At 64.2% G+C, this 26,172-nt stretch carries 22 protein-coding genes and 2 tRNA genes; 16 read left to right on the top strand and 8 right to left on the bottom strand.

Features of this window, described 5'->3' with window-relative positions; translation table 11 throughout:
* The first annotated feature begins 8 nt into the window (after nucleotides 1–8).
* The 8 genes from PI93_RS10410 (at nucleotide 9) to PI93_RS10375 (ending at nucleotide 7,598) form a co-directional block, all read left to right on the top strand.
* Nucleotides 9–905 (top strand): class II aldolase/adducin family protein, encoded by an 897-nt coding sequence (locus PI93_RS10410; RefSeq protein ID WP_039372563.1) that lies wholly within the window; start codon nucleotides 9–11, stop codon nucleotides 903–905.
* Between the two features lie 82 nt (nucleotides 906–987).
* The gene (locus PI93_RS10405) at nucleotides 988–2,031 is read left to right on the top strand and encodes an ABC transporter substrate-binding protein (RefSeq protein WP_080759292.1); all 1,044 of its coding nucleotides are present in this window, start codon (nucleotides 988–990) and stop codon (nucleotides 2,029–2,031) included.
* Between the two features lie 6 nt (nucleotides 2,032–2,037).
* The gene (locus tag PI93_RS10400) at nucleotides 2,038–3,168 is read left to right on the top strand and encodes an ABC transporter permease (protein ID WP_080759293.1); all 1,131 of its coding nucleotides are present in this window, start codon (nucleotides 2,038–2,040) and stop codon (nucleotides 3,166–3,168) included.
* A complete protein-coding gene (locus PI93_RS10395; protein ID WP_080759294.1) occupies nucleotides 3,162–4,025 on the top strand; it encodes an ABC transporter ATP-binding protein in 864 nt (287 codons plus the stop codon). Before PI93_RS10400 ends, PI93_RS10395 begins: the two co-directional genes overlap by 7 nt.
* Before the next feature lie 81 nt (nucleotides 4,026–4,106).
* Nucleotides 4,107–5,384 (top strand): c-type cytochrome, encoded by a 1,278-nt coding sequence (locus PI93_RS10390; protein ID WP_039372566.1) that lies wholly within the window; start codon nucleotides 4,107–4,109, stop codon nucleotides 5,382–5,384.
* A gap of 59 nt (nucleotides 5,385–5,443) precedes the next feature.
* On the top strand, nucleotides 5,444–6,412 hold the full coding sequence (locus tag PI93_RS10385) for an ABC transporter substrate-binding protein (protein WP_039372568.1): 969 nt from the start codon (nucleotides 5,444–5,446) through the stop codon (nucleotides 6,410–6,412).
* Nucleotides 6,413–6,613: 201 nt separating this feature from the next.
* Nucleotides 6,614–7,255, top strand: coding sequence for a LysE family translocator (locus tag PI93_RS10380; protein WP_039372829.1), 642 nt, complete (start codon nucleotides 6,614–6,616; stop codon nucleotides 7,253–7,255).
* Nucleotides 7,256–7,361: 106 nt separating this feature from the next.
* Complete coding sequence (locus PI93_RS10375; RefSeq protein WP_039372571.1) at nucleotides 7,362–7,598, top strand: DUF3820 family protein; 237 nt, start codon at nucleotides 7,362–7,364, stop codon at nucleotides 7,596–7,598.
* Nucleotides 7,599–7,632: 34 nt separating this feature from the next.
* On the opposite strand, the gene PI93_RS10370 is transcribed toward PI93_RS10375, so the two are convergent.
* The 3 genes from PI93_RS10370 to tcuC form a co-directional block, all read right to left on the bottom strand.
* Nucleotides 7,633–9,168 (bottom strand): amidase, encoded by a 1,536-nt coding sequence (locus tag PI93_RS10370; RefSeq protein WP_080759295.1) that lies wholly within the window; start codon nucleotides 9,166–9,168, stop codon nucleotides 7,633–7,635.
* Nucleotides 9,169–9,317: 149 nt separating this feature from the next.
* Nucleotides 9,318–10,133: a substrate-binding domain-containing protein gene (locus PI93_RS10365; protein WP_052240817.1), complete on the bottom strand. Its 816-nt coding sequence runs from the start codon at nucleotides 10,131–10,133 to the stop codon at nucleotides 9,318–9,320.
* Nucleotides 10,134–10,144: 11 nt separating this feature from the next.
* A complete protein-coding gene (gene tcuC, locus PI93_RS10360; RefSeq protein WP_039372573.1) occupies nucleotides 10,145–11,464 on the bottom strand; it encodes an MFS transporter in 1,320 nt (439 codons plus the stop codon).
* Between the two features lie 313 nt (nucleotides 11,465–11,777).
* Here tcuC and PI93_RS10355 point away from each other — a divergent pair, with 313 nt between their 5' ends.
* Together PI93_RS10355 and PI93_RS10350 are read left to right on the top strand one after the other, a co-directional pair.
* Nucleotides 11,778–12,704 (top strand): LysR family transcriptional regulator, encoded by a 927-nt coding sequence (locus PI93_RS10355; protein WP_039372575.1) that lies wholly within the window; start codon nucleotides 11,778–11,780, stop codon nucleotides 12,702–12,704.
* Nucleotides 12,705–12,837: 133 nt separating this feature from the next.
* Nucleotides 12,838–13,269 carry a hypothetical protein gene (locus tag PI93_RS10350; RefSeq protein WP_039372578.1) on the top strand — a complete coding sequence of 144 codons (432 nt, stop codon included), beginning with the start codon at nucleotides 12,838–12,840 and terminating at the stop codon, nucleotides 13,267–13,269.
* 97 nt (nucleotides 13,270–13,366) lie between these two features.
* Here PI93_RS10350 and PI93_RS10345 read toward each other — a convergent pair whose 3' ends face one another.
* Nucleotides 13,367–14,554, bottom strand: a complete 1,188-nt coding sequence (locus PI93_RS10345) for an alpha-hydroxy acid oxidase (RefSeq protein WP_039372580.1) — start codon at nucleotides 14,552–14,554, stop codon at nucleotides 13,367–13,369.
* 67 nt (nucleotides 14,555–14,621) lie between these two features.
* Nucleotides 14,622–15,095 carry an Lrp/AsnC family transcriptional regulator gene (locus tag PI93_RS10340; RefSeq protein WP_039372583.1) on the bottom strand — a complete coding sequence of 158 codons (474 nt, stop codon included), beginning with the start codon at nucleotides 15,093–15,095 and terminating at the stop codon, nucleotides 14,622–14,624.
* A gap of 269 nt (nucleotides 15,096–15,364) precedes the next feature.
* On the opposite strand from PI93_RS10340, the gene PI93_RS10335 reads away from it, so the two are divergent.
* Entirely contained in the window at nucleotides 15,365–16,453 is a 1,089-nt protein-coding gene (locus PI93_RS10335; RefSeq protein ID WP_039372585.1) for a porin, read from the top strand.
* Nucleotides 16,454–16,684: 231 nt separating this feature from the next.
* Nucleotides 16,685–18,142 (top strand): amino acid permease, encoded by a 1,458-nt coding sequence (locus PI93_RS10330; protein WP_039372590.1) that lies wholly within the window; start codon nucleotides 16,685–16,687, stop codon nucleotides 18,140–18,142.
* Between the two features lie 79 nt (nucleotides 18,143–18,221).
* On the opposite strand, the gene PI93_RS10325 is transcribed toward PI93_RS10330, so the two are convergent.
* Nucleotides 18,222–18,971: a CerR family C-terminal domain-containing protein gene (locus tag PI93_RS10325; protein WP_052240818.1), complete on the bottom strand. Its 750-nt coding sequence runs from the start codon at nucleotides 18,969–18,971 to the stop codon at nucleotides 18,222–18,224.
* Between the two features lie 103 nt (nucleotides 18,972–19,074).
* On the opposite strand from PI93_RS10325, the gene PI93_RS10320 reads away from it, so the two are divergent.
* The 3 genes from PI93_RS10320 (at nucleotide 19,075) to PI93_RS10310 (ending at nucleotide 23,539) form a co-directional block, all read left to right on the top strand.
* Nucleotides 19,075–20,361: an HlyD family secretion protein gene (locus tag PI93_RS10320; RefSeq protein WP_039372591.1), complete on the top strand. Its 1,287-nt coding sequence runs from the start codon at nucleotides 19,075–19,077 to the stop codon at nucleotides 20,359–20,361.
* Nucleotides 20,362–20,425: 64 nt separating this feature from the next.
* Nucleotides 20,426–22,036, top strand: a complete 1,611-nt coding sequence (locus PI93_RS10315; protein ID WP_039372837.1) for a DHA2 family efflux MFS transporter permease subunit — start codon at nucleotides 20,426–20,428, stop codon at nucleotides 22,034–22,036.
* A 6-nt stretch (nucleotides 22,037–22,042) separates the two neighbouring features.
* Nucleotides 22,043–23,539 carry an efflux transporter outer membrane subunit gene (locus PI93_RS10310; protein WP_039372593.1) on the top strand — a complete coding sequence of 499 codons (1,497 nt, stop codon included), beginning with the start codon at nucleotides 22,043–22,045 and terminating at the stop codon, nucleotides 23,537–23,539.
* A gap of 179 nt (nucleotides 23,540–23,718) precedes the next feature.
* On the opposite strand, the gene PI93_RS10305 is transcribed toward PI93_RS10310, so the two are convergent.
* Both PI93_RS10305 and PI93_RS10300 read right to left on the bottom strand, forming a co-directional pair.
* Nucleotides 23,719–23,795 (bottom strand) — tRNA-Arg (locus tag PI93_RS10305).
* Between the two features lie 154 nt (nucleotides 23,796–23,949).
* A tRNA-Arg gene (locus PI93_RS10300) sits at nucleotides 23,950–24,026 on the bottom strand.
* A gap of 408 nt (nucleotides 24,027–24,434) precedes the next feature.
* On the opposite strand from PI93_RS10300, the gene PI93_RS10295 reads away from it, so the two are divergent.
* Entirely contained in the window at nucleotides 24,435–26,087 is a 1,653-nt protein-coding gene (locus tag PI93_RS10295) for an AMP-binding protein (RefSeq protein WP_039372595.1), read from the top strand.
* The last annotated feature ends 85 nt before the right edge of the window (nucleotides 26,088–26,172 follow it).

The following is a 26,172-nucleotide window of genomic DNA, read 5'->3' as shown; positions in this document are numbered from 1 at the left end:
GACGCCCCATGGCTGCCGTTCTGCCCGTCGACACTCACACGTTCGGACGCTCGACGTCCTCGTCTTCGCCTGCCCCCGCCTCGACCCGCACCACGCCGACGGGACTCGTCCTCAACGCCGCTCCCCAGCAACGTTTCTGGTTCGACCCGCCGCCCGTGCGCAGCGACGTACTGGCCGAGCGCCGCCACCGTCAGACACGTCTGGCCGCCGCATTCCGCATCTTCGCGCGGCACGGCTTCGACCTCGGACTAGCCGGACACATCACCGCGCGCGATCCCGAGCTGACCGATCACTTCTGGGTCAATCCGCTGGGCGTGCACTTCTCGCGCATCAAAGTCTCCGACCTGTTGCTCGTCAATGCCAAGGGCGAGACGGTCGTGGGCGAGCGGCCGCTCAACAAGGCGGCATTCGCGATTCACGCGGCGATCCATGAGGCGCACCCGCATCTCGTTGCTGCCGCACACACGCATTCCACCTACGGCAAGGCCTGGTCGACACTCGGACGGCTGCTCGATCCGCTCACGCAGGATTCGTGCGGCTTCTTCGAAGACCACGCCCTGTTCGACGACTTCACCGGCATGGTGGTCGACGACAGCGAAGGCAACCGCATCGCCCAGGCGCTGAACAAGCCCGACGGCAGCGGCACGGTCAAGGGCGTGATCCTCAAAAATCACGGCATTCTCACCGCCGGCCCGAGCGTCGAAGCCGCCGCGTGGTGGTACATCGCGCTGGAGAACGCTGCCCACACGCAATTGCTTGCGCAAGCGGCCGGTACGCCACAGCCGATCGATGAAGCGACGGCGCGCCACACGCACAGTCAGGTCGGGGGGCCGGAAGGCGCCCTGTACTCGTTCGAAAGCCTCTACGAAGGACTGGTCGCCGCCGAGCCGGACCTGCTCGACTGACGTTACGGGGCGTGTGGCTCACCCACGCCTCTTTTCTGCCACCCGAACACAAACATCAGAAATCAACAGGGGAGTCGTATCCATGAAGTTTCGTCACACTGCCAACGGATCGGAAGTCGCAACGCCGAGCGAAGTTCACACGGGTCGCCGCAAGATTTTGCGTGCAGGCACGGCCGCCGCACTGGCCGCCCCGGCCCTCTTGCTTGGACGCCAGGCCTGGTCGCAACCGCGCAAGCTCACGTTCGCCTGGAACCAAAACTCGTTTTGCCTGACGCCGATCGTCGCCGCACAAGAGCGCGGCTTCTTCGAGAAGAACGGTCTGCAGGTCGATCTCATCAACTACAGCGGCTCGACCGACCAGTTGCTCGAATCGATTGCGACCGGCAAAGCGGACGCCGCCGTCGGCATGATCCATCGCTGGCTCAAGCCGCTCGAAGCGGGCTTCGACGTGAAGATCATCGGCAGCTCGCACGGCGGCTGCGTGCGGCTGCTCGGCGCGAAGGCGGCCGGCGTAACATCGCTCGCCGCGCTCAAGGGCAAGACCATCGGGGTATCCGATCTCGCCGCACCGGGTAAGCACTTCTTCCAGATCCTGCTCGCGAAGAACGGTATCGATGCCGATCGCGACGTCACGTGGCGTCAGTACCCCGCCGACTTGCTCGGCGTTGCCGTCGACAAGGGCGAAATTCAGGCGATTGCGGACGGCGACCCGAATCTGTATCTGCTCGAGAAGCGCACCAACGGCGCCTATGTCGAACTGGCCACCAACCTGAGCGGCGAATACGCCCGCAAGGTGTGCTGCGTGATTGGCGCGCGCGGGGAACTGGTGCGCAACGACCGTGCCGCCGCCAGCGCGCTCGCGCGCTCCATCGTGCAGGCAACCGAGTTCGTCAACGAGAACCCGAACGAGGCCGCGAAGATCTTTGCCAAGTACTCGCCGAAGATCAGCCCCGAGGACCTGCGCAAGCTATACGCCACGCTCACCTATTCGCACCATCCGACCGGCGTAGACCTGCGCGATGAAATCGCCTACTTCGCCGACGACTTCCGCCGCATCGGTGTGCTCAAGAAGAGCACCGATCCACAGAAACTGGCGCAGCACGTCTACGCCAATGTCTTGGGATAAACGACCATGAGTGCCATTCTCGACAACGCCGCACTGCGCGGGGCGTCCCCCGCCGGCGCGCTGGAACTCGCCGAACAAGCGGAGGGTACGACGCTGCGTGTGCCGTCGCCCGTTCCCCTGCCGCGCTTCGACGAGACCGAAATCGATCAGCTTTTCGCCGCGCCGCGCACCCCCGCCATCTGGGGCGTCGGGTTCGCCGCTGCGCTGGCATGGGCAGCGTTCGGCGCGCTCACGCTGCGCTGGCCCAATAAGGTCGTGGGCTTCTCCGACTGGGCCTTTACCGACGAACTGGGCGTCGTCGCACTGGCCATTGCCGCCTTGCTCGCCGTGCTGTCGGTCGCAGGCCGTGCCACGCCGCCATTGCTGCGTCTGCGCGAAGCGATCACCGGTACCGGCCCGTGGCTCGTCGCCATTGCGCTGGTGCTCGCCGCGTGGGAAATTCTCACCGCGAAAACCGGCGCGTTGCCCACGCCCTTCTTTGCCCCGCCGCAAGCCCTCATCGAGGTCTACACCGACGACTGGCAACGCCTCGGCGACAGCGCCGTCAATACGCTCAAGCTGCTCGGCATCGGCTTCGGGCTGGGTGCCATTGCGGGCTTCCTGATCGGTGTGTCCATCGGCTGGTCGCGCGCCATCGGCTATTGGGTGCACCCGGTATTGCGCGTGCTCGGCCCCGTGCCGGCCACAGCCCTGTTGCCGCTCACGTTCTACTTCTTTCCGTCGAGCTACTCGGCCGCCGCCTTCCTCATCGCACTCTCCACCGCGTTCCCGGTCGCCGTCCTCACATGGTCGGGCGTAGCCGGCGTGAACAAGAGTTATTACGACGTTGCGCGCACGCTCGGCGCGTCCGATGCGTTTCTGGTGCTGCGTGTGGCGATTCCTGCGGCATTGCCCAACGTCTTCGTCGGCCTGTTCATGGGGCTCGGCGCATCGTTCTCGGTGCTCGTCACCGCTGAGATGATGGGCGTGAAGTCCGGCCTCGGCTGGTACCTCACGTGGGCGCAGGGCTGGGCCTCTTACGTGAACATGTACGCTGCGCTAATTGTCATGGCGCTACTCTTCTCCGGCGTCATCACGCTGCTCTTCACCGTGCGCGACCGCGCGCTCGCGTGGCAGAAAGGAACCGTCAAATGGTAAGCGCCGCCACCCCCTCCTCCACGCAGGAGCGGTCGAATCCGCAATACGTGCATGTTTCGGCGTCAGTCCCCGGCAACGAGGCATCCGCCCCGGCGAACGACACCGGTGCTCGCATCGACATTCGTGGCGTCGATCACTGGTTTGGCACGCGTCAGGCGCCTTTGCAGGTGCTGGACGGCGTGGACTTGAGCGTCGCCCCCGGCGAGTTTGTAGCGCTGCTCGGGCCGAGCGGTTGCGGCAAGTCCACACTGCTGCGCCTCGTCGCGGGACTGGAAACCGCCACGCGCGGCACGATCACGCAGGACGGTACCGCGATTACGCGCCCCGATCCGTCGCGCATCGTGGTGTTTCAGGATCCGACGCTTTATCCGTGGCGACGCGTGCGCGATAACGTCGCGCTCGGCCTGCAAGCCCGAGGCGTGCTCGGCAAGGAGCGCCAGCGGGTCGACGCAGCACTCGCCCGCGTGGGCCTTTCCGAGTTCGCCGACGCGTTTCCGCATCAACTCTCCGGCGGCATGGCGCAACGTGTGGCGCTTGCCCGTGCGTTAGTCAACGATCCGCGCCTGCTCGTACTCGACGAGCCCCTCGGCAAGCTCGATTCGCTCACGCGTCTGGCCATGCAAAGCGAGCTGGTCGAGTTGTGGCAGCGCGCCGGCTTCTCGGCGCTGCTCGTCACGCACGACGTGGAAGAGGCGCTCTTCCTGGCGCAACGCGTCATCGTGTTCAGCCCGCGTCCGGCAAAGATCGTGGCGGAACTGCGCGTCGACCTGCCCTATCCACGCCATCGCGGCGACCCGCGGATTACCGAACTGCGCCACGAAGCGCTCCGACATCTGGGGCTCGATGCAAGCTGGTAATCGTGTAGATCGTAGTGCCACGAAGCAGATGAAATCGACGTACCGGCCGTCATCGACGCATTTCCCTGCGGAGTGCCCGCGATGACGTCCCCGCCTTCGCATCTCTGGCTGGGCGCACTGCTGCAAGTCCTCCAGTTCGTGCAGTCCACCTGGCTGAGCACGCTCTATGCGCTCGGCATCACCGACGACTCGCATGGCGCACCGGCATGGCCATGGGACGTGCGCATCGCCGGAGAGAATCTTGTCATCGACGTGGCCCTCGCCCGCCAGTTCGCGTGGATGCTCGCGGCCATCGCGTTTGCGCTCGTCTGCGTATTGCTGGCGCTGTTTTGGCGACGCGCATGGCGTTGGCTGCTGGCCGCCGGCATCGGTGCGCTGGCGCTGGCGCCCTGGCCTTCGCCATCGCTTTGGCTGAGCGCTGCCGTGCCGACCAGTTTTCATACCAGCCCGACGGGCTTTACCGTCGAGAGCATCGCGCGCGGCTCGCGCGTGTACGCGGCGCAATGCGCAGCGTGTCACGGCACCGACGGACGCGGCGAAGGGCCGTTGGCCGCCACGCTGCATCGATGGCCGCCCACCATGGCGAGCACGCTGCTGAGTCGCCGCGCCGATGGCGAATTGTTCTGGCATGTGCTGTACGGCATGCGCGACGATCAGGGCGTGACCATGCCCGGCTTCTCCGGGCGGCTGAGCGACCGCGAGATCTGGGCCGCCCTCGATTACATGCGCGTGCTCTCCGCTTCTGCGGGCATGGCGGCGGGCGGCAGTTGGCCCGTTCCGATCGCCCTGCCCGCGCTGTCGGTGAAATGCGCCAACGGCCCTGCCCGGGATGTCGCCACATGGCGCGGCAATCAGCGAGTACGCGTCGTGGCGGTGGATACCGATCACCCGCCACCGTTCGAGGATCCCCGCTTTCTCACCTTGCTGGTCGAGCGCAATGCCCCGTCGCCGCCCGGTGCGTCTGGCATTCGCAAGGTGGCGGCACGCCCCTCGGATCGGGTGCGCACGGTCAGTTCCGTCAATGCCGGCAACGTCACACCGCTGTTCGGCGCACGAGCAGACTGCGTGGCCGATAGCCCCGAGGCATGGCAGGTCTTCGCGCAAATCGCCGGCGCATCGCCATCGAGCCTGGCGGGCACCGAATGGCTGGCGGATCGCGACGGCTGGCTACGCGCCCTTGCGCCCGCCGGTCGTGGGGGCTGGGCCGACGGCGGCCTGATGTGCACGACAACGACCGCACTTCCAAGCGCGCTTCCCCTTGACGCACAGGCTGCGCGTCGCACAGACCCGCTAACCGCCACGCTGCGCCAGATGGACGACGACCCCGTGCGGTTCGTCAAAGGCGGCTTCGTGCACTAACCGTCTGCCCTTGTCCGCGCCTGATTTTCTTTCATTCCAATCCATCACAGGCTTTCCCCATGACGACTTCCCGACGCCGCTTTCTCCAGTACGTCACCACGTCGAGTGCCGCGGGTGCGCTGAGCATACTCGCCCTGCCCGGCGTCTCCTATGCGCAATCCGGCCGCCCGCTCCTCAAAGCCGGCGACCAGAAAGGCGGGCTGCGCGCACTGCTCGAAGCGGCGGACGAACTCAGGCAGTTGCCCTACGACATTCAGTGGACCGAATTCCCCGCCGCCGCACCGCTGGCCGAAGCGCTCAATGCGGGTGCCGTCGATTGCGGCCCTATCGGCGACGCGCCGGTGATCTTCGCGCTGTCGGCCGGCGCCGCCATCAAGATCATCGGCGCCAATCGCTCCGACGCGTATGGCACGGCCGTGATCGTGCGCCCGGACGCCACACTGCGCACCGCCGCCGATCTCAAGGGCAAGAACATCGGCACGACGCGAGGCTCCATCGGCCACTTCGTCACGCTCAAGGCGCTCACGTCCGCCGGTCTGGCGCCCAGCGACGTCAACTTCCGCTTCCTGCCGCCGGCCGACACCATCACCGCACTGGCGAGCGGCTCGGTCGATGCATGGGCAACCTGGGAGCCCTACACGGCAGTCGCGGAGACAACCGGACGCGGGCGGGTGCTCGTCAATGGCCGCGGGCTCTGGTCGGGGTTGAGCTATCTGGCGGCGACCGACGCGGCCATCGCGGGCAAGCAGGAGGTGCTGCGCGATTTCCTGTCGCGTGTCGTGCGGGCGCAGGTCTGGTCGTATCAGCATGTCGACGCCTTCTCCGCGGCCATGGCGCGCATCATCGGCATTCCGCCCGAGGCGGCAAAGCTCCAGTTCTCGCGACGCGCCACGAAATGGCGCAACATCGACGACGCCCTCGTGGCCGAGCAACAGCGCACCGCCGACTTCTACTCGCAAGTCGGCTTGCTGCGCCAACCGCTGGACGTGAAGACAACCTTCGACCGGCGCTTCCCCGTCAAGGTCTGAGGCGGCAGCCGGCAGGGATGACCGCCCCGACCCGACGGTCATCGGGTCGGGACGCCGGTCGGCTCGTCGATCAAGGCGATGCAAACCGACGCAAAGCGGCATGTCCGAAAAGTGGCACGCTCGGAAATTGACGAACTGTCTATGGCGCAGGACGTGACACGCGCCGACACTCCGAAGATCCCCTCCGGCACAAGGTTCGTCATGCTCGCCAGCGCCACGCTCTCAACCCATTTATGGCTCGCCTATACGGCTTACTTCATCGGCGCGGCCAGTCCGGGGCCGAGCAATCTGGCGATCATGTCCATTGCGACGAATCACGGCCGCAAACCCGCGCTGACGTTTGCGTTGGGCGTGATGTCAGGCTCGCTGTTCTGGGCGATGGTCGCCATGCTCGGTATTGCCGCCACGCTGCTCGCCTATGCGCAGTTCCTCATCGCCATCAAAGTCTTCGGCGGTGTCTACCTGATGTGGCTGGCGCTCAAGTCCGGACGATCCGCCCTGCGACCGGCGAACGCCGCGCAATCGGTGCCCACGGATGCCGGCGGCACACTGTCGCTCAAACGGCTATACCTGCGCGGCACATTAATGCACCTCACCAATCCGAAGGCCGTGCTGGGATGGGTCTCCGTCGTTGCCCTGTCGTCGACGCCCGACGGCGCCATGCCCATGGCGGTCGTGCCCGGTTGCGTGGCAATCGGTCTGACGGTGTTCTGCGGCTATGCGATGCTGTTCTCCACACGCACGGCGCGGCGCATCTATCTGCGCATCCGGCGCTGGCTCGACGGCTGCCTCGCCGTGGTCTTCGGTGCCGCGGGCTGGCAATTGTTGACGTCGCGGGTGTGACGCTTGACGGGGGATGCGAAACGATAGCCGGCGCGACGCACGCCGCCTGTGGTAGCGTGACGCTTTCCCTCTGACTTGCACGCGCGCCACGCTGCGCCCTTTCGTCATGCTCGATTTCGACGCCGACGCGCTCATGCGCCTCGTCACGACGCCCATGCCATTCGGTAAACACAAGGGCACGTATATCGCCGACCTGCCGGGCAACTATCTCAGTTGGTTCGCCCGCGAGGGTTTCCCGCCGGGCGAGATCGGTCGTCTGCTCGCGCTCATGCACGAGATCGACCACAACGCGTTGGGTGAACTGCTCCGTCCACTACGCGCGCAGGCGGCGCGCCCCCGGTAAGCCGGGACACCGCCTGCCCGCCTCAAGCCAAACCTCAGATCCGCGCGTTAGCCGAGAGCATCGACGGCAGGCGACGACGCACCCACTGCGTTTGCTGCTCGTGCGCATGTGCCAATTGCAGCACTGCGAGATCCGCTTGCGCCGGCCCGATGATTTGCAGCCCCATCGGCAGACCGCGCGCGTCGAATCCGACCGGCACGCTGATCGCCGGCAACCCGGCCAGTGTCGGCCCGATCACAACCTCCATCCATCGATGGTAGGTATCCATCGGCTTGCCCGCGACCGACGTCGGCCAGTGCATCTGCGCGTCGAACGGGAACACCTGCGCCGAGGGCAGCAACAAGAAGTCGTAGCGCTCAAACAACCGCGCCAGCGATCGGTACCACTCGCTGCGATCGATCGATGCGCGAAACACGTCGGCAGCACGCAACGCTTCGCCGCCCGCGACTTCCCATTGCGCCTCCGGCTTGAGCTTGTCGCGGCGCGCCGGATCGGCGTACATCTCGCCGAGCGAGCCGTTCACGAGCCAATGACGCAGCGTCAGCCACGTCTGCCACAGTCGCTCGGGCGCAAAGTCCGGCACACATGCCTCCACTTCACATCCCATCGCCGCAAAATCGCGCAGCGAGGCTTCGCAAAGCGCCATCACACCCGCTTCCATTGGCAGATGGCCTCCGTAGTCGCCGAGCCACCCGAGCTTCACACCTTTCATGTCGCGCTGTAACGCACTCGCGAACGGCGGTGTCTCGTGGGCCAGCGACAGTGGGCTGCGCGCGTCGTAACCGGACTGGGTGGCGAGCAACTGGGCGACGTCGGCGACGCTGCGGCCCATCGGCCCCTCGGTGCTCAGTTGCTGAACGAAGACTTCGGGCGTGGGACCATAAGGCACACGGCCCTGCGACGGCCGAAAGCCGTACACGTTGCCGAATGCCGCCGGATTGCGCAGCGAGCCCATCATGTCGCTGCCATCGGCCACCGGCAGCATGCGCAACGCCAGGGCGCTGCCTGCGCCACCGCTGCTGCCGCCAGCGATACGTGTCGTGTCGTAGGCGTTACGTGTCGTGCCGAAGACCGGGTTGTAGCTATGCGAGCCCAGGCCGAACTCTGACACGTTGGTCTTGCCGATGAAGATCGCTCCCGCCGCGCGGATGCGCGCCACGCTGATGCTGTCGTGTGTGTCGGGGCCTTCGGGCGTCAAGGGCGAGCCCTTGCGGGTCGGCAATCCGGCACAGGCGGCGAGATCCTTCACGGCGTGCGGCATGCCATGCATCCAGCCGAGATACTGGCCGTTCGCCAGTTGCCGGTCGCGCTCGTCGGCCTGCGCCAGCAAGGTGTCCGCGTCTCGCAGAGACACGATGGCGTTGACTGCCGGGTTGTACTGCGCAATGTGCGCGAGATACGCCTGCATGACGTCGCGGCACGATACCTGACGCGTGCGAATGGCGTCGGACAGCGCCAGTGCGTCGAGCGCAACGATGTCGTTCAGGTCAGCATGAGGGGTAGCCGTGGTGTTGGCTTCGGCTGCGCTCGAGTGGGCAGCCAGGGACGGCAGGTCTGGCGCAATGGCCATGAGTCTCTCTCCTTGGCGGTGGCGTCGTTCAGTGCGACGCCGTTGTCTGACACGCTATTGTCGGTCAAACCCGCCAAGGTTTGCGAGGGGGAAATTCAATTCCCCCGCGGCAACGCAGAAACTTCACATCTTCATCAATGAGCGGGGCATCAGTGCGTCAGCGGGTCGAGGCCGGTGGACTCGATCTCCTTCGCGACAGCGGGCGCCGCCATGTACGTCAGCAGCTTCTTCGCTTCGTCGGGATGCGGCGCGTTGACCGGCACGCCGCCGGCAAAGCGGGTCACCGATTGCAGCGACTCGGGAATCTTGCCCGCGAACGCGATGCCCTTGACCGGCAGCAACTCGCTCACCTGTTGCAGGCCCAGCGCGTAGTCGCCGGCGGCGACTTTCTCGGCAACGGGCGTTTTCTGCACCATCACCGCTTTGCCCTGCATCTGTTCGGCAATGCCGAGCTTCTTGAAGAGTTCGCGCTCGACGTACACGCCGCTGGCGCTATCCGAATAGGCCACCGACTTCGCCGCCAGCAGCGCTGCCTTCAGTGCCTCGGGGGTGCTGACGTCGGGCACCGCGTCGCCCGCTTTGACGACGACACCGATGCGCGAGTCAGCCAGATCGACGCGCGAATCGGGGCGCACCTTGCCCGCCTTGATGAGATCGTCGAGCGCATAACCGACCATGATGACGACGTCGGCCGATTCACCACGCGCCAGACGATTCGGGATCGCCTCGGGCGCCTTGCCCATCGACGGGCCCCAGGCCGTATCGACATGGTCGCCGCTCGCGGCCTCGAACTTGGGCAGCAGCAGCTTGTAGGCCGCGGTGAAGCCACCGGAGTTCATCACATGCAGGTCTTCTGCCTGAGCAACGGGAGCGGCTGAGAGCGTCGTCAGCGCGATGCCCACGCCGAGTGCGGCGACGAGGCGACGGGCAGCGCTCACGCGCTTCGGGGAGGAAAGGGTATTCATGACGATCTCTCTTAACCTGCGGCGAGTTCGGTGCGGGTGCGGCCCTGCCCACCGGGGCGGCCGCGGTAAAGGGCCAGCGTCGCGCCGATCGCGCACAGTGCGGCAAAGCTCATCCAATAGCCCGGTGCCGCCTTGTCGCCCGTGGCGTGAATGAGATACGTCGACAATGCGGGCGTGAAACCGCCGAAAATCGCCGTCGCCAGACTATAGGCCAGCGAGAAGCCTGCCACGCGCACGTCCGGCGGCATGACTTCGGTCAGCGCCGGGATCATCGCGCCGTTGTACATGCCGTACAGGAACGAGAGCCACAGCAGGGCGACGAGCATGCGCGTGAAGCTCGGTGCCTGCACGAGGAACGACAGGACCGGGTATGCCGTGACCAGCGTGAGGCCCGCGAACAGCAGCAGCACAGGACGTCGGCCGATGCGATCGGAGAGCGTGCCGCCGATAGGCAGCCAAATGAAGTTGGACACCCCCACGCACAGCGTGACGAGCAGCGCGTCGGCGCTCGAGAGATGCAGCACGCTCTTGCCGAACGTCGGCGCGTAGACGGTGATCAGGTAAAACGCCGTGGTGGTCAGCGCCACGAGCATCGTGCCGCCGAGCACCACCCCTGCGTTGGCCGCCATCGAGCGAAACACTTCGCCGACCGACGGATGGCGCTTGCGTTGCTTGAATTCGTCGCTCTCCTGAAGCGAGCGGCGAAGCGCGAAGATCACCGGCACGATCATGCAGCCCACCAGGAACGGCAGGCGCCAGCCCCATGAGGCAATCTGCTGCGCCGTCAGTGTGAGCGAGAGCACGAAACCAAGTCCTGCCGAGACGACAATGGCCACTTGCTGGCTCGCCGACTGCCAACTCGTATAGAAACCCTTGCGGCCCGGCGTGGCAATTTCCGCCAGATACACGGACACGCCGCCCAGTTCGGCACCGGCCGAGAAGCCCTGCAACAGCCGGCCGATCAGCACCAGCACCGGCGCGGCCAGCCCAATGGTGTCGTAACCCGGCACGAAGGCAATGAGAATCGTGCCGCTTGCCATGATGGCCAGCGTGGTGACCAGCCCTTTGCGGCGACCCACGTTATCGATGTACGCGCCAAGCACGATCGCACCGAGCGGGCGCATCAGGAAACCCGCGCCGAACACGGCGAAGGTCAGCATGAGCGATGCGAACTCGCTGTTCGTGGGAAAGAAGACGCGGGAAATCTGGGTGGCGTAGAAACCGAACAGGAAAAAATCGAACTGCTCGAGGAAGTTGCCGGCAGTGACGCGCAGGACCGCGCCGGCTTTTGAATGGCGACGCGAAACCGCGTCTTGGGGGCGCTGTGACATGCGCTGTCTCCGTGTTGCTTGCGGCCCGGGGGGTCGAGCCGCTAGTGAATCGTCGCATTGCGTCTCTGCCAGGGACGTGTCGAACCGTCGTGGACGCTTTTTGAAGCCGCCAATGGTGCGCCGGAAGTTCCCCGGTTGTGAATTGCAAGTTTTGGAAAGATTGATGCGCACACGCTATCAATCGTAGGATGCTAATGCGTCTACCGAGCGGTAACACGCTACACTCTGCGCCGCGCCCCGCACCCCGCACCCGCGGCAATTTCCGATTCCCGGGCGACGCGCGGCGCATGCCCGACTCTCATCCCCCAATGCCATGGCGATCAATTTCGATCTGAACGATTTGCAGGCCTTTCGCGCAGTGGCGCAACTCTCGAGCTTTCGCCGCGCGGCCGAAGCGATCCACCTCTCGCAGCCCGCGCTCTCGCGCCGCATCGACAAGCTCGAAGAGGCGCTGGGGGTCAAGCTCTTCGAGCGCAGCACGCGGCGCGTGGCGCTCACCAATGTGGGCCGGGCGTTTGCGCGCGATGCCGAGCGCATTCTCGACGACCTGGATAACGCATTGCTCGGTATTCGCGATGTGGCGTCGCCGAGTCTCGGGCACGTGACCATCGCTTGCGTGCCGTCTGCGGCGTATTACTTCATGCCGCAGGTGATCTCGCGCTACCACCGGGCGTTTCCGCGCATTCGTATTTCGGTGCTCGACGCGAGCGCCAACGAGGTGCTGGCCGCCGTGGTCAATGGCGACGCCGATTTCGGCTTGAATTTCATCGGCAGTCAGGAGCCGAACATCGAGTTCAAGCTTCTGTTGCAGGAACGATATGTCGCGGCCTGCCGGCGCGACCACCCACTTGCCGGCAAGAAGCGCGTGACGTGGCGCGAGCTTTACGAGTACGACTACATCGCCGTGGGCAAGGTCTCGGGTAACCGGTTGTTGCTCGATCAGGCATTGACCACGCTGCCGCAACGGCCGCCGAGCATTTGCGAGACACAGCATGTGACCACGATGCTCGGACTGGTGGAAGCGGGTCTGGGCGTCGCGGCCGTGCCGACGATGGCCATGCCGGGCAGCGATCATCCGCTGCTCACGAGCGTGCCGCTGGTCGATCCGGTAGTGACGCGACGCGTTGGTATGATCCGCAGCAAGGCGCGGCCGCTGTCTCCGGCGGCGGTACAGTTGTATCGCTACGTGGCGGAGATGAAGGTGCCGGCCCGCCGTCGCGCGGGGGGCGATCCGCTATAGCCGAATGGTTGCGAATGCACGCCCGGAAACACTTTGTTACTCGTCTTACGAGAAGTGAAACATTGGGTCGACGGCGGCAGGGCGAGGCGTCTTTATACTTGCCTCGCGTTAATCCGAATCTTCTTCAAGACTCATGCTCAAGCGAATTTTCCCGATGGTGGCGATCGCCGCCGTGGTTGCAACGACCTCCCTGACGGCTTCGGCCAGTGATATGAACAATGCTCTCGGCGGCGCGCTGGGGGGTGTCGCAGGCGCAGCCGTAGGCGGTGCACTCGGCGGCAGCACCGGTGCGGTGGTGGGTGGCGCAGTCGGCGGTGGTGCCGGCGGCGCGATCACGTCCAACCGGCGCGAGCGCACGGGCGCCATTCTCGGCGGCGCGCTGGGCGGTGGTGCCGGTACCGCAGCCGGCAACGCGATGGGCGGCCGTTCGGGCGGCCTGATCGGTGCCGCGGTGGGGGGTGGCGCCGGTGCCGCACTCGGCGGCAACATGTCGCGCTCCAGCTCATACGACGACGACCACTACCGCGGCAAGCGCCGTGGTCATCGCAAACACCACCATCATTGATCGAGCGGGGAGCGACCCTCCGATTATCGGAAAGCCCCGACGGCAATAAAAAAGCCGCAGCGCGATTAGCTGCGGCTTTCTTTTTTGGACAAGCGGATTAGCTGATGCCCGGTTCGGGCAGGTATGGGCCAATGCCTGTCGGGTAGCTCCCCGGAATGAGCATCGAAGGATCGAGACGATCGATGGTCGTGCGCCCGGTCAGCGCCATCGTCACATCCATCTCCTTCGCAATCACCTCCAACGCACGACGCACGCCCGCCTCGCCCATCGCACCCAACCCATACAGAAACGGGCGCCCGATCAGCGTGCCCTTCGCCCCTAACGCCATCGCCTTGATCACGTCCTGACCGGAACGGATACCGCCGTCGAGCCAGACTTCGGTGTCGCGCCCGACGGCCGCCACGATGTCCGGCAGCGCGCGAATCGTCGAGATCGCACCGTCAAGCTGACGCCCGCCGTGATTGCTCACCACGATGGCGTCGGCCCCGGTATCGCGTGCGGCACGCGCATCTTCAGGGTCGAGCACGCCCTTGAGCACGAGCTTGCCTCCCCAGCGCTTCTTGATCCACTCGACGTCATCCCACGACAGGCAGGGATCGAACTGCGCCGCCGACCACGTGGCTAACGAACCAATGTCGTCTACGCCTTTGGCATGGCCCACGATATTGCCGAAGGTGCGACGTCGTGTGCCCAGCATGCCCATGCACCAGCGCGGCTTGGTCATCATGTTGGCAATGTTCGGCAGCGTCAGCTTCGGCGGCGCCGACAGCCCATTCTTGATGTCGCGGTGACGCTGACCGCTGATCTGCAAATCCATCGTCACCATCAGGGCCGAACATCCCGCCGCCTTGGCCCGGTCGATCAGACGCTCGATGAAATCGCGATCGCGCATCACGTACAACTGGAACCAGAACGGCGCCTTGGTGTGCGCCGCCACGTCCTCGATGGAGCAGATCGACACGGTCGAGAGCGTGAACGGCACGCCGAACGCCTCGGCGGCGCGCGCTGCGAGGATCTCGCCGTCCGCGTGCTGCATGCCGGTCATGCCCGTGGGCGCCAATGCCACCGGCATGGCGACCGACTCGCCCAACATCGTCGTGCGCGTGCTGCGATGCTCGATGTTCACGGCAACACGCTGACGGAATCCGATACCGCCGAAATCCGCCGCATTCGCCCGATAGGTGGACTCCGTCCACGACCCCGAATCGACATACTCGTAAAACATGCGCGGCACTCGCCGCTGCGCGAGAACCCGCAAGTCCTCGATGGTGGTAATCACTGCCATGCTGCGTCTCTTCTTCCGGGAAATCCCAACGGTCTTTTGGGAATTAGTTAATATCTTCTATATTTTTTTATTTTTGCTTGACGAGGTCGACAAGGGACTGCGTGTGTTTAATTGTCTTTAGCACGATATTCGACTGAATCGACATCACGGCGGGCGCCCGGTACAGCTCATTCACGATGAAATCGGAGTAATGCGCGAGGTTACGGGCTCTTACCGTCAAGATGTAATTCGCCGAGCCGGTAACGATGCGAGCGGTCACCACTTCGGGCCAGTTCTGCACACACGCGAGAAACTTTTCATGCCACTGATCGACGTCCGGACGGAGCGTAATTTGCACTAGCGCTTCGAACTCCAGACCGATATGCTGTGCGTCCACGATGCAGCGGTATCCGGAAATCACCCCGCGATCCTCGAGCAATTTCACCCGGCGAAGGCAGGCTGATGGCGACAAGCCAACGGCATCCGCCAACTCCTGGTTGGAGATGCGTCCATTGAGTTCAAGATGGCGAAGGATGCGCAGATCGGCAAGGTCGAGGTTCATTGGCAGAATCCGTCAAGTTTTCACGAATTCTGGCAGATCCTTCGACTCACCGCCAGTTGCCCGACATAAATAACAAGCAAATTCAATTTTTGCGTTGATATGATAGCCCTCGGCCTCGGGCCGGGGTCGCTTTGCCATTCCGGCAACGGGTGCCGTTTTTGGATATTGCAGTTGTCGTGCCCAGAAGAATCCGTGACCTCCTATATCGGAAGGAGCAGCGGATCCGTTTTAAACAGTAGTCCGTCTACAAGACTAAAAAAAGGAGACTCATGAAGTCTGCAATTCCGGCCAGCCTGGCCATCCTCTGCGCCGCTAGCGGCCTGGCCCTGAGCACCACCGCTGCCGCGCAAAGCTCTGTCACCCTGTACGGGATCGTCGATCAGAGCGTGCGCTATCAGAACAACGCCAACGCCAATAACGACGCCCTGTGGCAAGTCGCCAACGGCGCCGTGACCAACAGCCGTTTCGGCTTCAAGGGCTCGGAAGATCTCGGTGGCGGCATGAAGGCGATCTTCCAGTTGGAATCGGGCATCAACCCGCAAAACGGCCAACTCTCGAATGGTCCGCGACTGTTTGACCGCTACGCCTTCGTCGGCCTGCAAAACCAGTACGGCACGATCAAGATCGGCCGTCAGGCAACCGAGGCGTTTAACGTCTATGGCGATTTCGATCCGCTCACGATCGGCAACTACGCGAACAACTCGTGGATGTACAACATCACGCGCGGGCGCGTCGACAACGCAGTGAGCTACGCCGGCACGTTCGGTGGCCTGTCGGTCGGTGCAACCTATGGCTTCGGCAACACGCCGGGCACGATGGCTGCCAGCAACTACTGGGGCGCTCGTGCCGCCTACGCCATGGGCCCGTTCCAGGTCGCCGGCGTGTATCAGCAAGCGCGCGATGCCGCCAAGAACGTGCAGCAGATGTGGGGCCTGGCCGGTATCTACAGCGTCTCGATCGCCAAGGTCTTCGTCGGCTACATGGGCGGGCGCGATCGCAGCGGCTGGCTCGACAGCACGCTCAACGATCCGGCTCACACGGTCGCTACGGGCAACCTGAACGACAACCCGCGCAAGGACATGACGTTCTATCTCGGCACGACCATTCAGGCCATGCCGAACCTCGCGATCACGGGTGCGGCGTATTTCGACGACATCAAGAACATCAACGCCCAGGCGGGCGATGCCGGTTCTGGCCGTCGTTACACGTATGTGCTGCTCGCCGAGTACGCCCTGTCCAAGCGCACGCAAGTCTACGGCACCGTCGACTACAACAAGGTCAGCGGCGCAGCGCGCGTCGAACTGCCGGGCAACTCGACGCAAGTGGGCGTGGCAACCGGTATTCGCCACATCTTCTAACCCGATGGCGCGACCCGTTCGCGCCGTTTCGGTGGTTTCCTCTGCTGTTGGTATGACCCGCCCCGGATTCGTCCGGGGCGGTGGGGCCCGTTCGCGCCTGCGCTTTGCGATATCCGATGCTGTCACCGGGCTCGCGAGCGCCACCCATGGCGCGCCGGCGGGCGATGACAAGCAATGCTGTACTCATGCGGGTGTCGCCGACTTCTCGCGACGACGCCCAAAAGGTGTGTCATGACGCATTCCCCCCAGTCTTCTCAATCCAGTCGGCCCCGCGACTTCGCCCATATCACGCGCCGCGAGCAAGGCTTGCGACGCTCGCTCACGGCCAGTCAGATGGCGATGATCGCCATCGGGGGTGCCATCGGCACCGGGCTCTTTCTCGGCAGCGGCTTCGCCATCGGCTTTGCCGGTCCGAGTGTGCTGATCTCTTACGGCATCGGCGCATTCATCGCACTCATGCTCATGGGATGCCTCGCCGAAATGACGGTCGCGCATCCGACGTCGGGCTCGTTCGGCGCGTACGCCGAACACTACATCGGTCCGTGGGCCGGTTTTCTGGTTCGCTACGCGTATTGGTCATGCATCGTACTGGCCGTGGGCACCGAGGTGAGCGCCATCGCCGTCTACATGAAGTACTGGTTCCCACAGGTGCCGGGCTGGTATTGGGTTGCGGGCTTCTCGGCAGCGCTCGTACTCGTGAACGCCATGTCGGTGAATCTGTTCGGTGCGATCGAATACGGCTTTTCGCTCATCAAGATCACCGCCATCGTCATCTTCATTCTGATCGGCGCCTACGTGGTCTTCATCGCGCCGGGATCGGTCGCCGGTGGCGGGCATACGCCTGCGGGATTTGCGAATTACACCGCGCACGGCGGCTTCTTTCCGAAGGGGCTGTGGGGGATGTGGGTCGCGGTCATCATCTCGATATTCAGCTACCTGTCCATCGAGATGATTGCGGTGGCCGCCGGTGAAGCCGAGAATCCGGAGCGCGCCGTGACGCGCGCCTTCCGCTCCACAGTCGTGCGTCTCGTGTTGTTCTATCTGCTCACGCTTGCCCTGATGCTCGCCATCGTGCCGTGGACCGCCGCCGGTCAGGACGAAAGCCCGTTCGTGAAGGTGATGCAGGCCATTAGCATTCCCGGCGCCGCAGGTGTCATCAACTTCGTGGTGCTGATCGCCGCGCTCTCGTCGATGAACAGTCAGCTCTACATCACCACGCGCATGATGTTCTCGCTCTCGCGCGCCGGGTATGCGCCCGCACGCTTCGGCGAGGTCAATCGGCGTGGCGTGCCGCTTGCGGCATTGCTGCTCTCGACCGTCGGCATTGCGCTCGCCACGCTCGTGAACTTCCTGTATCCCGAGTCGTCTTTCACGTTCATGATGGCGATCTCGATGTTCGGCGCGATGCTCACCTGGATGATGATCTTCGTCACGCACTTCTTCTTCCGCCGGGCGTGGCGGCGCGAGAATCATCCGCCGCTGGCATTCCGCATGTGGGGCTTCCCGTGGCTCACGCTGCTCGGCGCGACGCTGATGGCAGCCATCATGCTCACCACGCTGTTCACCGGGGTATTCCGCATGACGCTGATCTTCGGCGTGCCGTTCGTTGTCGTCGTGCTGCTGATCTACTTCCTGTGGTACCGCAAGCACGACGGCGAACCACAGACGCGCACGGCCACGCCGTCATGACCGCAACAGGAACGACGCCCTGAAAACGACACAAGGGCACCCAAAGGTGCCCCTGTCCGACAGCAGCGTGCGTTTGACGTTACCTGGCCGCCTTGCGCTGCTTGACGATGCGCTCCAGCAGTTGCCGCGTCTGTTCCAGTACTGCCTCGCGCACCATCCGGTTGCGATCGGGATTCGGCTCGCCGTCCCATCCCATCGAACAAGCGACGGAGCGGCGCATCACGCGAAATGCCATGCCCAATGTGCTGATGCACACCGCGCGAATACGCATTTCCTCATTGTCCGGTGCCACGCCCGCGAGACGCGTGACGATGTTTGCGCAGACCGACGCCAACCGGCTCGAAAACCGCTCGTGAAACACCTTGAATCCGGCTTCCGGGCCAAGGCCTGCCTGTTCGCGAGCCATGAACATGTGCCAGCCGTCGATCTCAGGCACCTCTTCCATGAATCCCGCTTTGCGGTTCTGTAGTTCGCAAAACGCATCCATGAGCTGCTTGTCGGTTGCGTTCGGATCCGCCACCACTCGCTCGGCGGATTCGATGGCTTCCCCCATCTGCCCCATCACGAGGCTCAGGATGTACTCGACGCACGCCTTGTACACCCCCTCCTTGTTGTCGAAGTAATACTGGAGCGCCGGCGCGTTCACGCCCGCCTCGTTCGCGATGTCTCGCGTAGACGCTCCCGCAAAGCCGAACTCCCCGAAACACTTGATCGCCGCGAGGATGATGCGCGCACGCGTTTCCTCGCCACGTTGATACCCCGTGTCGACTGCATGCCGCGGACGCGTTGCCGCACCCTGCGCACGCCCTGCACGTGAAGTCCCTGTCATGTCTGTCCTTGCTTGCCAAAACTTTCGTCAAAAATATAACACTTGACATAAATCGATCAACTGGAATAATTCTGCCAACTGGAATAATTTTAGGAAAATTCCCATGACCACCGCAGCACAGGTCAAGCCGGCGGAATCGGCGCCGTTGACCGCACGTCAGGCGCAAGCCCCGGCCAACAAGGCTGGCGAGGCGCCGCAAACGCCCGGCCAGACGAAGGCCCCGGCCAACCCTCGCCGCAAGAAAATTCTGCTCGGCGCGGTGGCGCTGGGCGTGGTTGCCGCGCTCGGCTGGGGCGCGCAATGGTGGTTTGTCGGTCGCTTCATCGAGTCGACCGACGACGCCTATTTGCAAGCCGACAGCATGACTGTCGCCCCGAAAGTTGGCGGCTACGTGACCGAAGTGCTGGTGCGCGACAACGAAACGGTGACGGTCGGGCAGCCACTCGTGCGACTCGATGGGCGTCAGTATCAGGCCGCCTACGACGAAGCGCAGGCCACGGCACTGGCCCGCGAAGCCGACGTTGCCCGGGCACAGGCGGAACTCTCTCAGCACTCGGCCACGATCGCGCAGGCACGCGCCGAACTCGACAGCGCACGCGCGAATGCCGCGTACTCCGCGGGTCAGGTCAAACGCTATGCGCCGCTGGTCGCCACCGGTGCCGAAACCGACGAGCGTCTCGCCGAGTTGCGCAATGCCAGCGCCCGCGCCGACGCCTCGCTCAAGAGCAACGAGGCCAGCTTGTTGGCAAGCGAGCGCCAGACGGACACGCTCACGGCCGCACTGGCCCAGGCCAAGGCGCAACTGAGCGTCGCACAGGCCAGCGCACGCAAGGCCGAACTCGATCTCGCGGACACGGTAGTCAAAAGCACGCTGGCCGGACGCGTCGGCGATCGTGCCGTGCGCGTCGGCCAGTTTGCTCAGCCGGGCACGCGACTGCTCACCGTCGTGCCGGTGCAGAACGTCTATCTGACGGCGAACTTCAAGGAAACGCAGGTCGGCCATATGCGGCCCGGCCAGCCGGTGACGGTGCACGTCGATGCCCTGCCCGGCGAACCGATTCACGGTGTGGTCGATTCGCTCTCGCCCGGCACCGGTGCGCAATTCGCACTGCTGCCCGCGCAGAACGCCACCGGTAACTTCACGAAGATCGTGCAACGCGTGCCGGTTCGCATCCGTCTCGAGGTGCCGGAATCGTTGCGAACGGTGCTGCTGCCAGGCCTGTCGGTTACCGCCGAGGTCGATACGCATCGCAACGCGCCGGCCACGCCCGCAAAACAAGCGGCCCGCACGGGGCAGCAGCTCTCGCTCAGTGCGCCGCTCGACGCCATCTTCGGACCCGACACGAACGTCGCGCCGTCGCCTGCGAACGGTGGAGCGCAACGTGGCTGACGGCAGCGTGGTGAGCGCTTCGCCCTCGCCCGTCACATTGACAAGCGATCAGGCGCGTAGTGCCATGGCAGCGGGAGGCGGCAGCGGTGGTGGCTCGGGCAACACGGGTGGGAGTGCCGCAAGCGCCGCCGCGCCGCGCAACGCCTCGGCGTCGGACTGGATCGCCGTGGCGGCGGGTGCGCTGGGCGCACTGCTGGCCACGCTCGACATTTCCATCACCAACTCGGCGCTGCCGCAGATTCAGGGACAAATCGGCGCCTCGGGCACGGAAGGCACCTGGATCTCGACGGGTTACCTGATGTCGGAAATCGTCATGATTCCGCTCGCCGCGTGGCTCACGCGCGTGCTCGGGCTACGACGTTTCCTGATGCTCAACGCCGTGTTCTTCACGCTTTTCTCGATGATGTGCGGTGCCTCGAGCAGCCTGCCCGAGATGATCATCGGCCGTATCGGACAAGGCTTCGCCGGTGGCGCCATGATTCCCACGGCGCAGATGATCATTCGCACGCGGCTGCCACGGCATCAGATGCCGGTGGGCATGGCGATGTTCGGCCTGATCGTGCTGCTCGGTCCATTGCTCGGACCGGTCGTCGGCGGATGGCTGACCGAGAACGCCAACTGGCGCTGGTGCTTCTTTCTGAATCTGCCGATCTCGGCCGCCATCGTCACGCTGCTCATGCTTGGTCTCAAACGCGAGCCGACCAATCTGCGGGCGTTCTTCACCGCCGACTGGCTGGGCATCGTGGGGCTGACCATCGGTCTGAGTTCGCTCACGGTGGTGCTTGAAGAAGGACAGCGCGAGCGTTGGTTCGACTCGCACCTGATTATCTGGCTGTCGATCGTGTCGGCGATCGGCATCGGCATGATGCTCGTGGCGCAGTTCACGGCAGACAAACCCATCGTCAAGCTCTCGCTGCTGGGCAACAAGAATTACGCGAGCGTGATCTACATCGTCTTCACGGTGGGGGCGGGGCTCTATGGCGTGTCGTATCTGCTGCCGCAGTTCCTTTCCACGATCGCGGGCTACAACGCCCAACAGTCGGGCAACATCATGCTGCTCTCGGGACTGCCCGCCTTCCTGATGATGCCGTTCCTGCCGCGCCTCATCAGCCGGGTGGACATTCGCCTGCTCGTGATTCTCGGGCTGTTGTGCTTCTTTGCCAGTTGCATGCTCGACATCGGCCTCACGGCGCAAAGCGTGGGCCACGATTTCACGCTCTCGCAACTGCTGCGCGGTGTGGGGCAGATGCTTGCCATGATGCCGCTCAATCAAGCGTCGATGGCCGCCGTCGATGCGCAGGACGCCGGCGACGCCGCAGGTCTGTACAACATGGCCCGCAACCTCGGCGGGTCGGTGGGGCTGGCGTTGCTCGGCACGCTGATCGACCGTCGCACCGACTATCACGACGCCATGCTGCGCGAGACGATCACCGCCAACAGCGCACGAGGTCAAGAGCATCTCGCGGCCAACGCGGCGGGCTTCTTCGCGCAGACAGGCGACATGGTCCATGCCCAATTGCAGGCCACCGCACAGCTCGCCGCCGAGATCGCACGGCAGGCCAGCGTGATGACGTTTTCCGAGACTTTTTACGCACTGGGTATCGCGCTGCTGCTTTGCGTGCCGCTGGCCCTGTTGCTCAAGCAGCCGACCGGTTTCAGTTCCGGCGGCCATTGAACCATCATGACGCTTCCTATCCGAACGCTGGCCGTTGCGGCCGCCCTCCTCGTCACCGGCTGCACCGTCGGCCCGAACTATCGCGGCGCGCCCGAGGTCGCGGGCGACGCCCTGCGCACCGGGGCGACGTTCGCACATGCGGGCGAAGGTGTCGAAGCCCACACGCCGGGGGTTGCCCGGTGGTGGACGGCGCTGAACGATCCACAACTCACCGCGCTGATCGACGACGCCATCGCGCATAGCCCCGACATCCGTGCCGCGCAGGCGAAGGTACGTCAGTCGCGCGCGAGCCTGCGCAGTCATCAGGCCGACCTGCTGCCGAAAGCGGGCGTCGATCTGGCGACGATACGCACCCGATCCCCGGATCTGAGTCTGCTTGGCGGTGAAGGCGGCGGCGGTGGTCGTGGCCCGCTCGACCTGTATGTCGCCGGCTTCGACGCCAGTTGGGAGATCGATCTGTTCGGCGGCACGCGACGTGCTGTCGAGGCCGCCAGCGCCGATGCCGACGCCGCATCGGAGGATCTGGCCGACGCGCATGTGCAACTTGCCGCCGAGGTCGCTCAGACTTACGTCGGGTTGCGCGATCAGCAAGCCCGCCTGACGCTGGTGCGCGACTCGGCCCAGTTGGAAAGCGAAATGCTCGACCTCACGCGTCAGCGCCGCGCGGGCGGTGTCGCGTCGGAGCTCGACGTCGAACGACTCGTGACGCAAGTGGAGCAAACACAATCGCGTGTACTGCCGCTGGAAGCCGACGTCATCGAATCGCTCGATCAGTTGGCATTGCTGACCGGACGCGCCCCGGGCACCCTCGACGCCGAGTTGAAGACATCCAAAGCGCTGCCGACCCTGCCGGCAAAGGTCGCCATCGGCGATCCGTCCGCCTTGTTGCAGGCGCGCCCGGACATTCGCGCTGCGGAGCGTCGTCTGGCCTCGCAGAACGCACAGATCGGTGTGCAGACGGCCAATTGGTTTCCGAAGCTCTCGATCATGGGAGAACTCGGCTATTCCGCGCTGGACCCCGGCCATCTCGTGCGCAAGGACAACTTCAGTTGGATGACGATGCCGCGCCTGCAATGGAATGTGCTCGACTTCGGCCGCGTTCAGGCGGGTGTCGACGGCGCAAAGGCGGGACGCGATCAGGCGCAGGCGAAGTATGAAAGTGCGGTGCTCACCGCGTTGCGAGACGCCGACGTGGCGCTCGCGCGCTACGGCCATCAGCGCGAAAACGTGTACCGGGTGCGCAGCGTGGAGGCGTCGGCCGCGCGCGCTGCCGTACTCACACGACAGCGCTACCGCGCAGGCACCGCCAGCACGCTCGATTGGCTGGATGCGGAGCGCACGCGATTCTCCGCCGAACAAGACCGCATCGCTGCGGATGCGCAACTTCTCAAGTCGTTCGTGACGTTGCACAAAGCGCTGGGGCTGGGATGGCAAGTCGGCCCGGAAGTCGCCGCAGAAGGGGCAACGACAGCGGCAACGGCAACGCAAGCAGGGCGAGGCTGACGGCGATGAGCGTCGGGTGTGATGGCGTTCGATGGAGGGACGTCGTCGTGCCCGACGTGAGGGAAGCCGGCCGATGTGAGCCAACGCGCGACGATCTGTGCCGAGTGCCGTGCTTTTCATCCGCACAAACGAAAACGCTCCAGAAGCTTTCGCCTCTGGAGCGTTTTTGCCAACTGAGTTGGCGCGGCTGGCAGGATTCGAACCCACGACCCCTTGGTTCGTAGCCAAGTACTCTATCCAACTGAGCTACAGCCGCACTTACTGCACGTGAGACACCGATCAGACGATCTTGCTGCTGTCGGTTGCCTTCTCATCGACGCGGGCCGAATGTACATGACATGCGGCGCGTCACTGGGAAGGACTCTCCCGAAAAACTAAGGGTCTCCCCGTGAGGAGACCCTCGAATTAGGTGGCGCGGCTGGCAGGATTCGAACCCACGACCCCTTGGTTCGTAGCCAAGTACTCTATCCAACTGAGCTACAGCCGCGTCGTGAGAACAGAATTATGTAAGAAACCAGCCCGCCACGCAAGCGTTTTTTGCAATTCTTTTGTCACATCTGCGGATTGTCCGTCGCATCGGCCATTCCGTGCGGGATTAGCGCGGAATCCCCTCCACTGGCAAGCCTTTGCCGCTAGAACAATTACTCCACGCAAACCCGCATCAAATCAGGGCTTTCCATGTGCTCCCACCGGAAACGGCACGGTATGCTACGACTTTTTGCAGCGCGTCGATGTTGGCGCGCGCATCGCGCATGCAAGACCGGACTGGGGAGACGACACGTCCGGAGCCCCCTCTTGCATTGCCGACGGAAATGCGATGAAACGACGCACCGCGCGCCCAAGCTCTTCCCCCGGCGACGACGATGCGATAAAAACCAAATTCAAGGAGGCGCTCATGGAAAAAGTCTGGCTCAAGAGCTATCCGCCCGGCGTGCCGGCCGAGATCGACGTCAACATGTATCGTTCGCTGAACGATCTGTTCCTGCAAAGCTGCCAGAAGTTCGCGGATCGCCCGTCGTTCACCAACCTCGGTGTGACGATGACCTTTGCGGACCTCGAACGCAAATCACGCGACTTTGCCGCCTATCTGCAAAGCCTGCCCGGACTGGAGCGCGGCTCGCGCGTGGCGATCATGTCGCCGAACCTGCTGCAATATCCGGTCGCCGTTTTCGGCATCCTGCGGGCCGGCATGGTGGTCGTGAACGTCAACCCGCTTTACACGGCCGGCGAACTCGAGCATCAACTCAAAGATGCCGAGTGCGGCGCCATCGTCGTGATCGAAAACTTCGCTGCCACCCTGGAAAAGGCACTGCCCAACACGCCGGTCAAGCACGTCATCACGACGGCGATCGGCGATCTCGTGCCGGCCCCCAAGCGCTGGATCGTGAACTACGTCGTGCGCCATGTGAAGAAGATGGTGCCCGCGTGGAGCATTCCCCACGCGGTGCCGTTTCGCACGGCGCTCGCGCAAGGCGCGCGCGCCAAGCATCAGGAAGTGCAACTGGGTCACGACGACATCGCCTTCCTGCAATACACGGGCGGCACCACGGGTGTCGCCAAGGGCGCGATGCTCACGCATCGCAACATGATCGCCAACATGCTGCAGGCACGCGCGTGGGTCGGTTCGGGTCTCGAGGAAGGCAAGGAGATCATCGTCACCGCCCTGCCGCTCTATCACATCTTCTGTCTGACGGCGAACTGCCTGGTGTTCCTCCAGTTGGGCGCACTCAACCTGCTCATCACCAACCCGCGCGACATGCCCGGCTTCGTGAAAGAGCTGGGCAAATGGAAGTTCACGTTCATGACCGGCGTGAACACGCTCTTCAACGGATTGCTCAATACCCCCGGGTTCGATCAGCTCGACTTCAGCGCGCTCAAGTGCGCGCTGGGGGGTGGCGCTGCCGTGCAGCGTGCGGTGGCCGATCGCTGGCAGAAGGTCACCGGCCATCCGCTCATCGAAGCCTACGGTCTCACGGAGACGTCACCCGCCGTGTGTATCAACCCGCTCGGCAGCGAGTTCAACGGGTCGATCGGCCTGCCGATCTCGTCGACGGACGTCAGTATCCGCAACGACGCCAACGAAGCGCTCGGCTTCGGTCAGGAAGGCGAAATCTGCGTGCGCGGCCCACAGGTCATGAAGGGTTACTGGCACCGGCCGGACGAAACGGCCAAGACGATTACGCCTGACGGCTGGCTGCGCACCGGCGACATCGGCACGATGGATGAACAGGGCTATGTGCGCATCACCGACCGCAAGAAGGACATGATCATCGTGTCCGGCTTCAACGTGTATCCGAACGAGGTCGAGAGCGTGCTGGCGATGTGCCCGGGCGTGCTCGAAGCGGCCGTTGTCGGCGTGCCGAGCGAGCGGACTGGCGAAGCGGTGAAAGCCGTGATCGTGAAGAAGTCGCAGGATCTGACCGAGAAGGTCATCATCGACTTCTGCCGCCAGCACCTGACGAACTACAAGGTGCCGCACGTGATCGAATTCCGCAAAGACCTGCCCAAGACGCCGGTGGGCAAGGTCCTTCGTCGCGAATTGCGCTGATCGCTGTCCGGCGGGTTATTTCGTCCTACATAACGAAACGGCCGAAAGTCCGCTGACATTACACGATCACCCACATGGCCGGGAG

The sequence above is a fragment of the Pandoraea fibrosis genome (assembly GCF_000807775.2).
Lineage (GTDB): Bacteria > Pseudomonadota > Gammaproteobacteria > Burkholderiales > Burkholderiaceae > Pandoraea > Pandoraea fibrosis.
The sequence above is the reverse complement of the archived record's forward strand: the minus strand, read 5'-3'. Positions and strand labels throughout refer to the sequence as shown.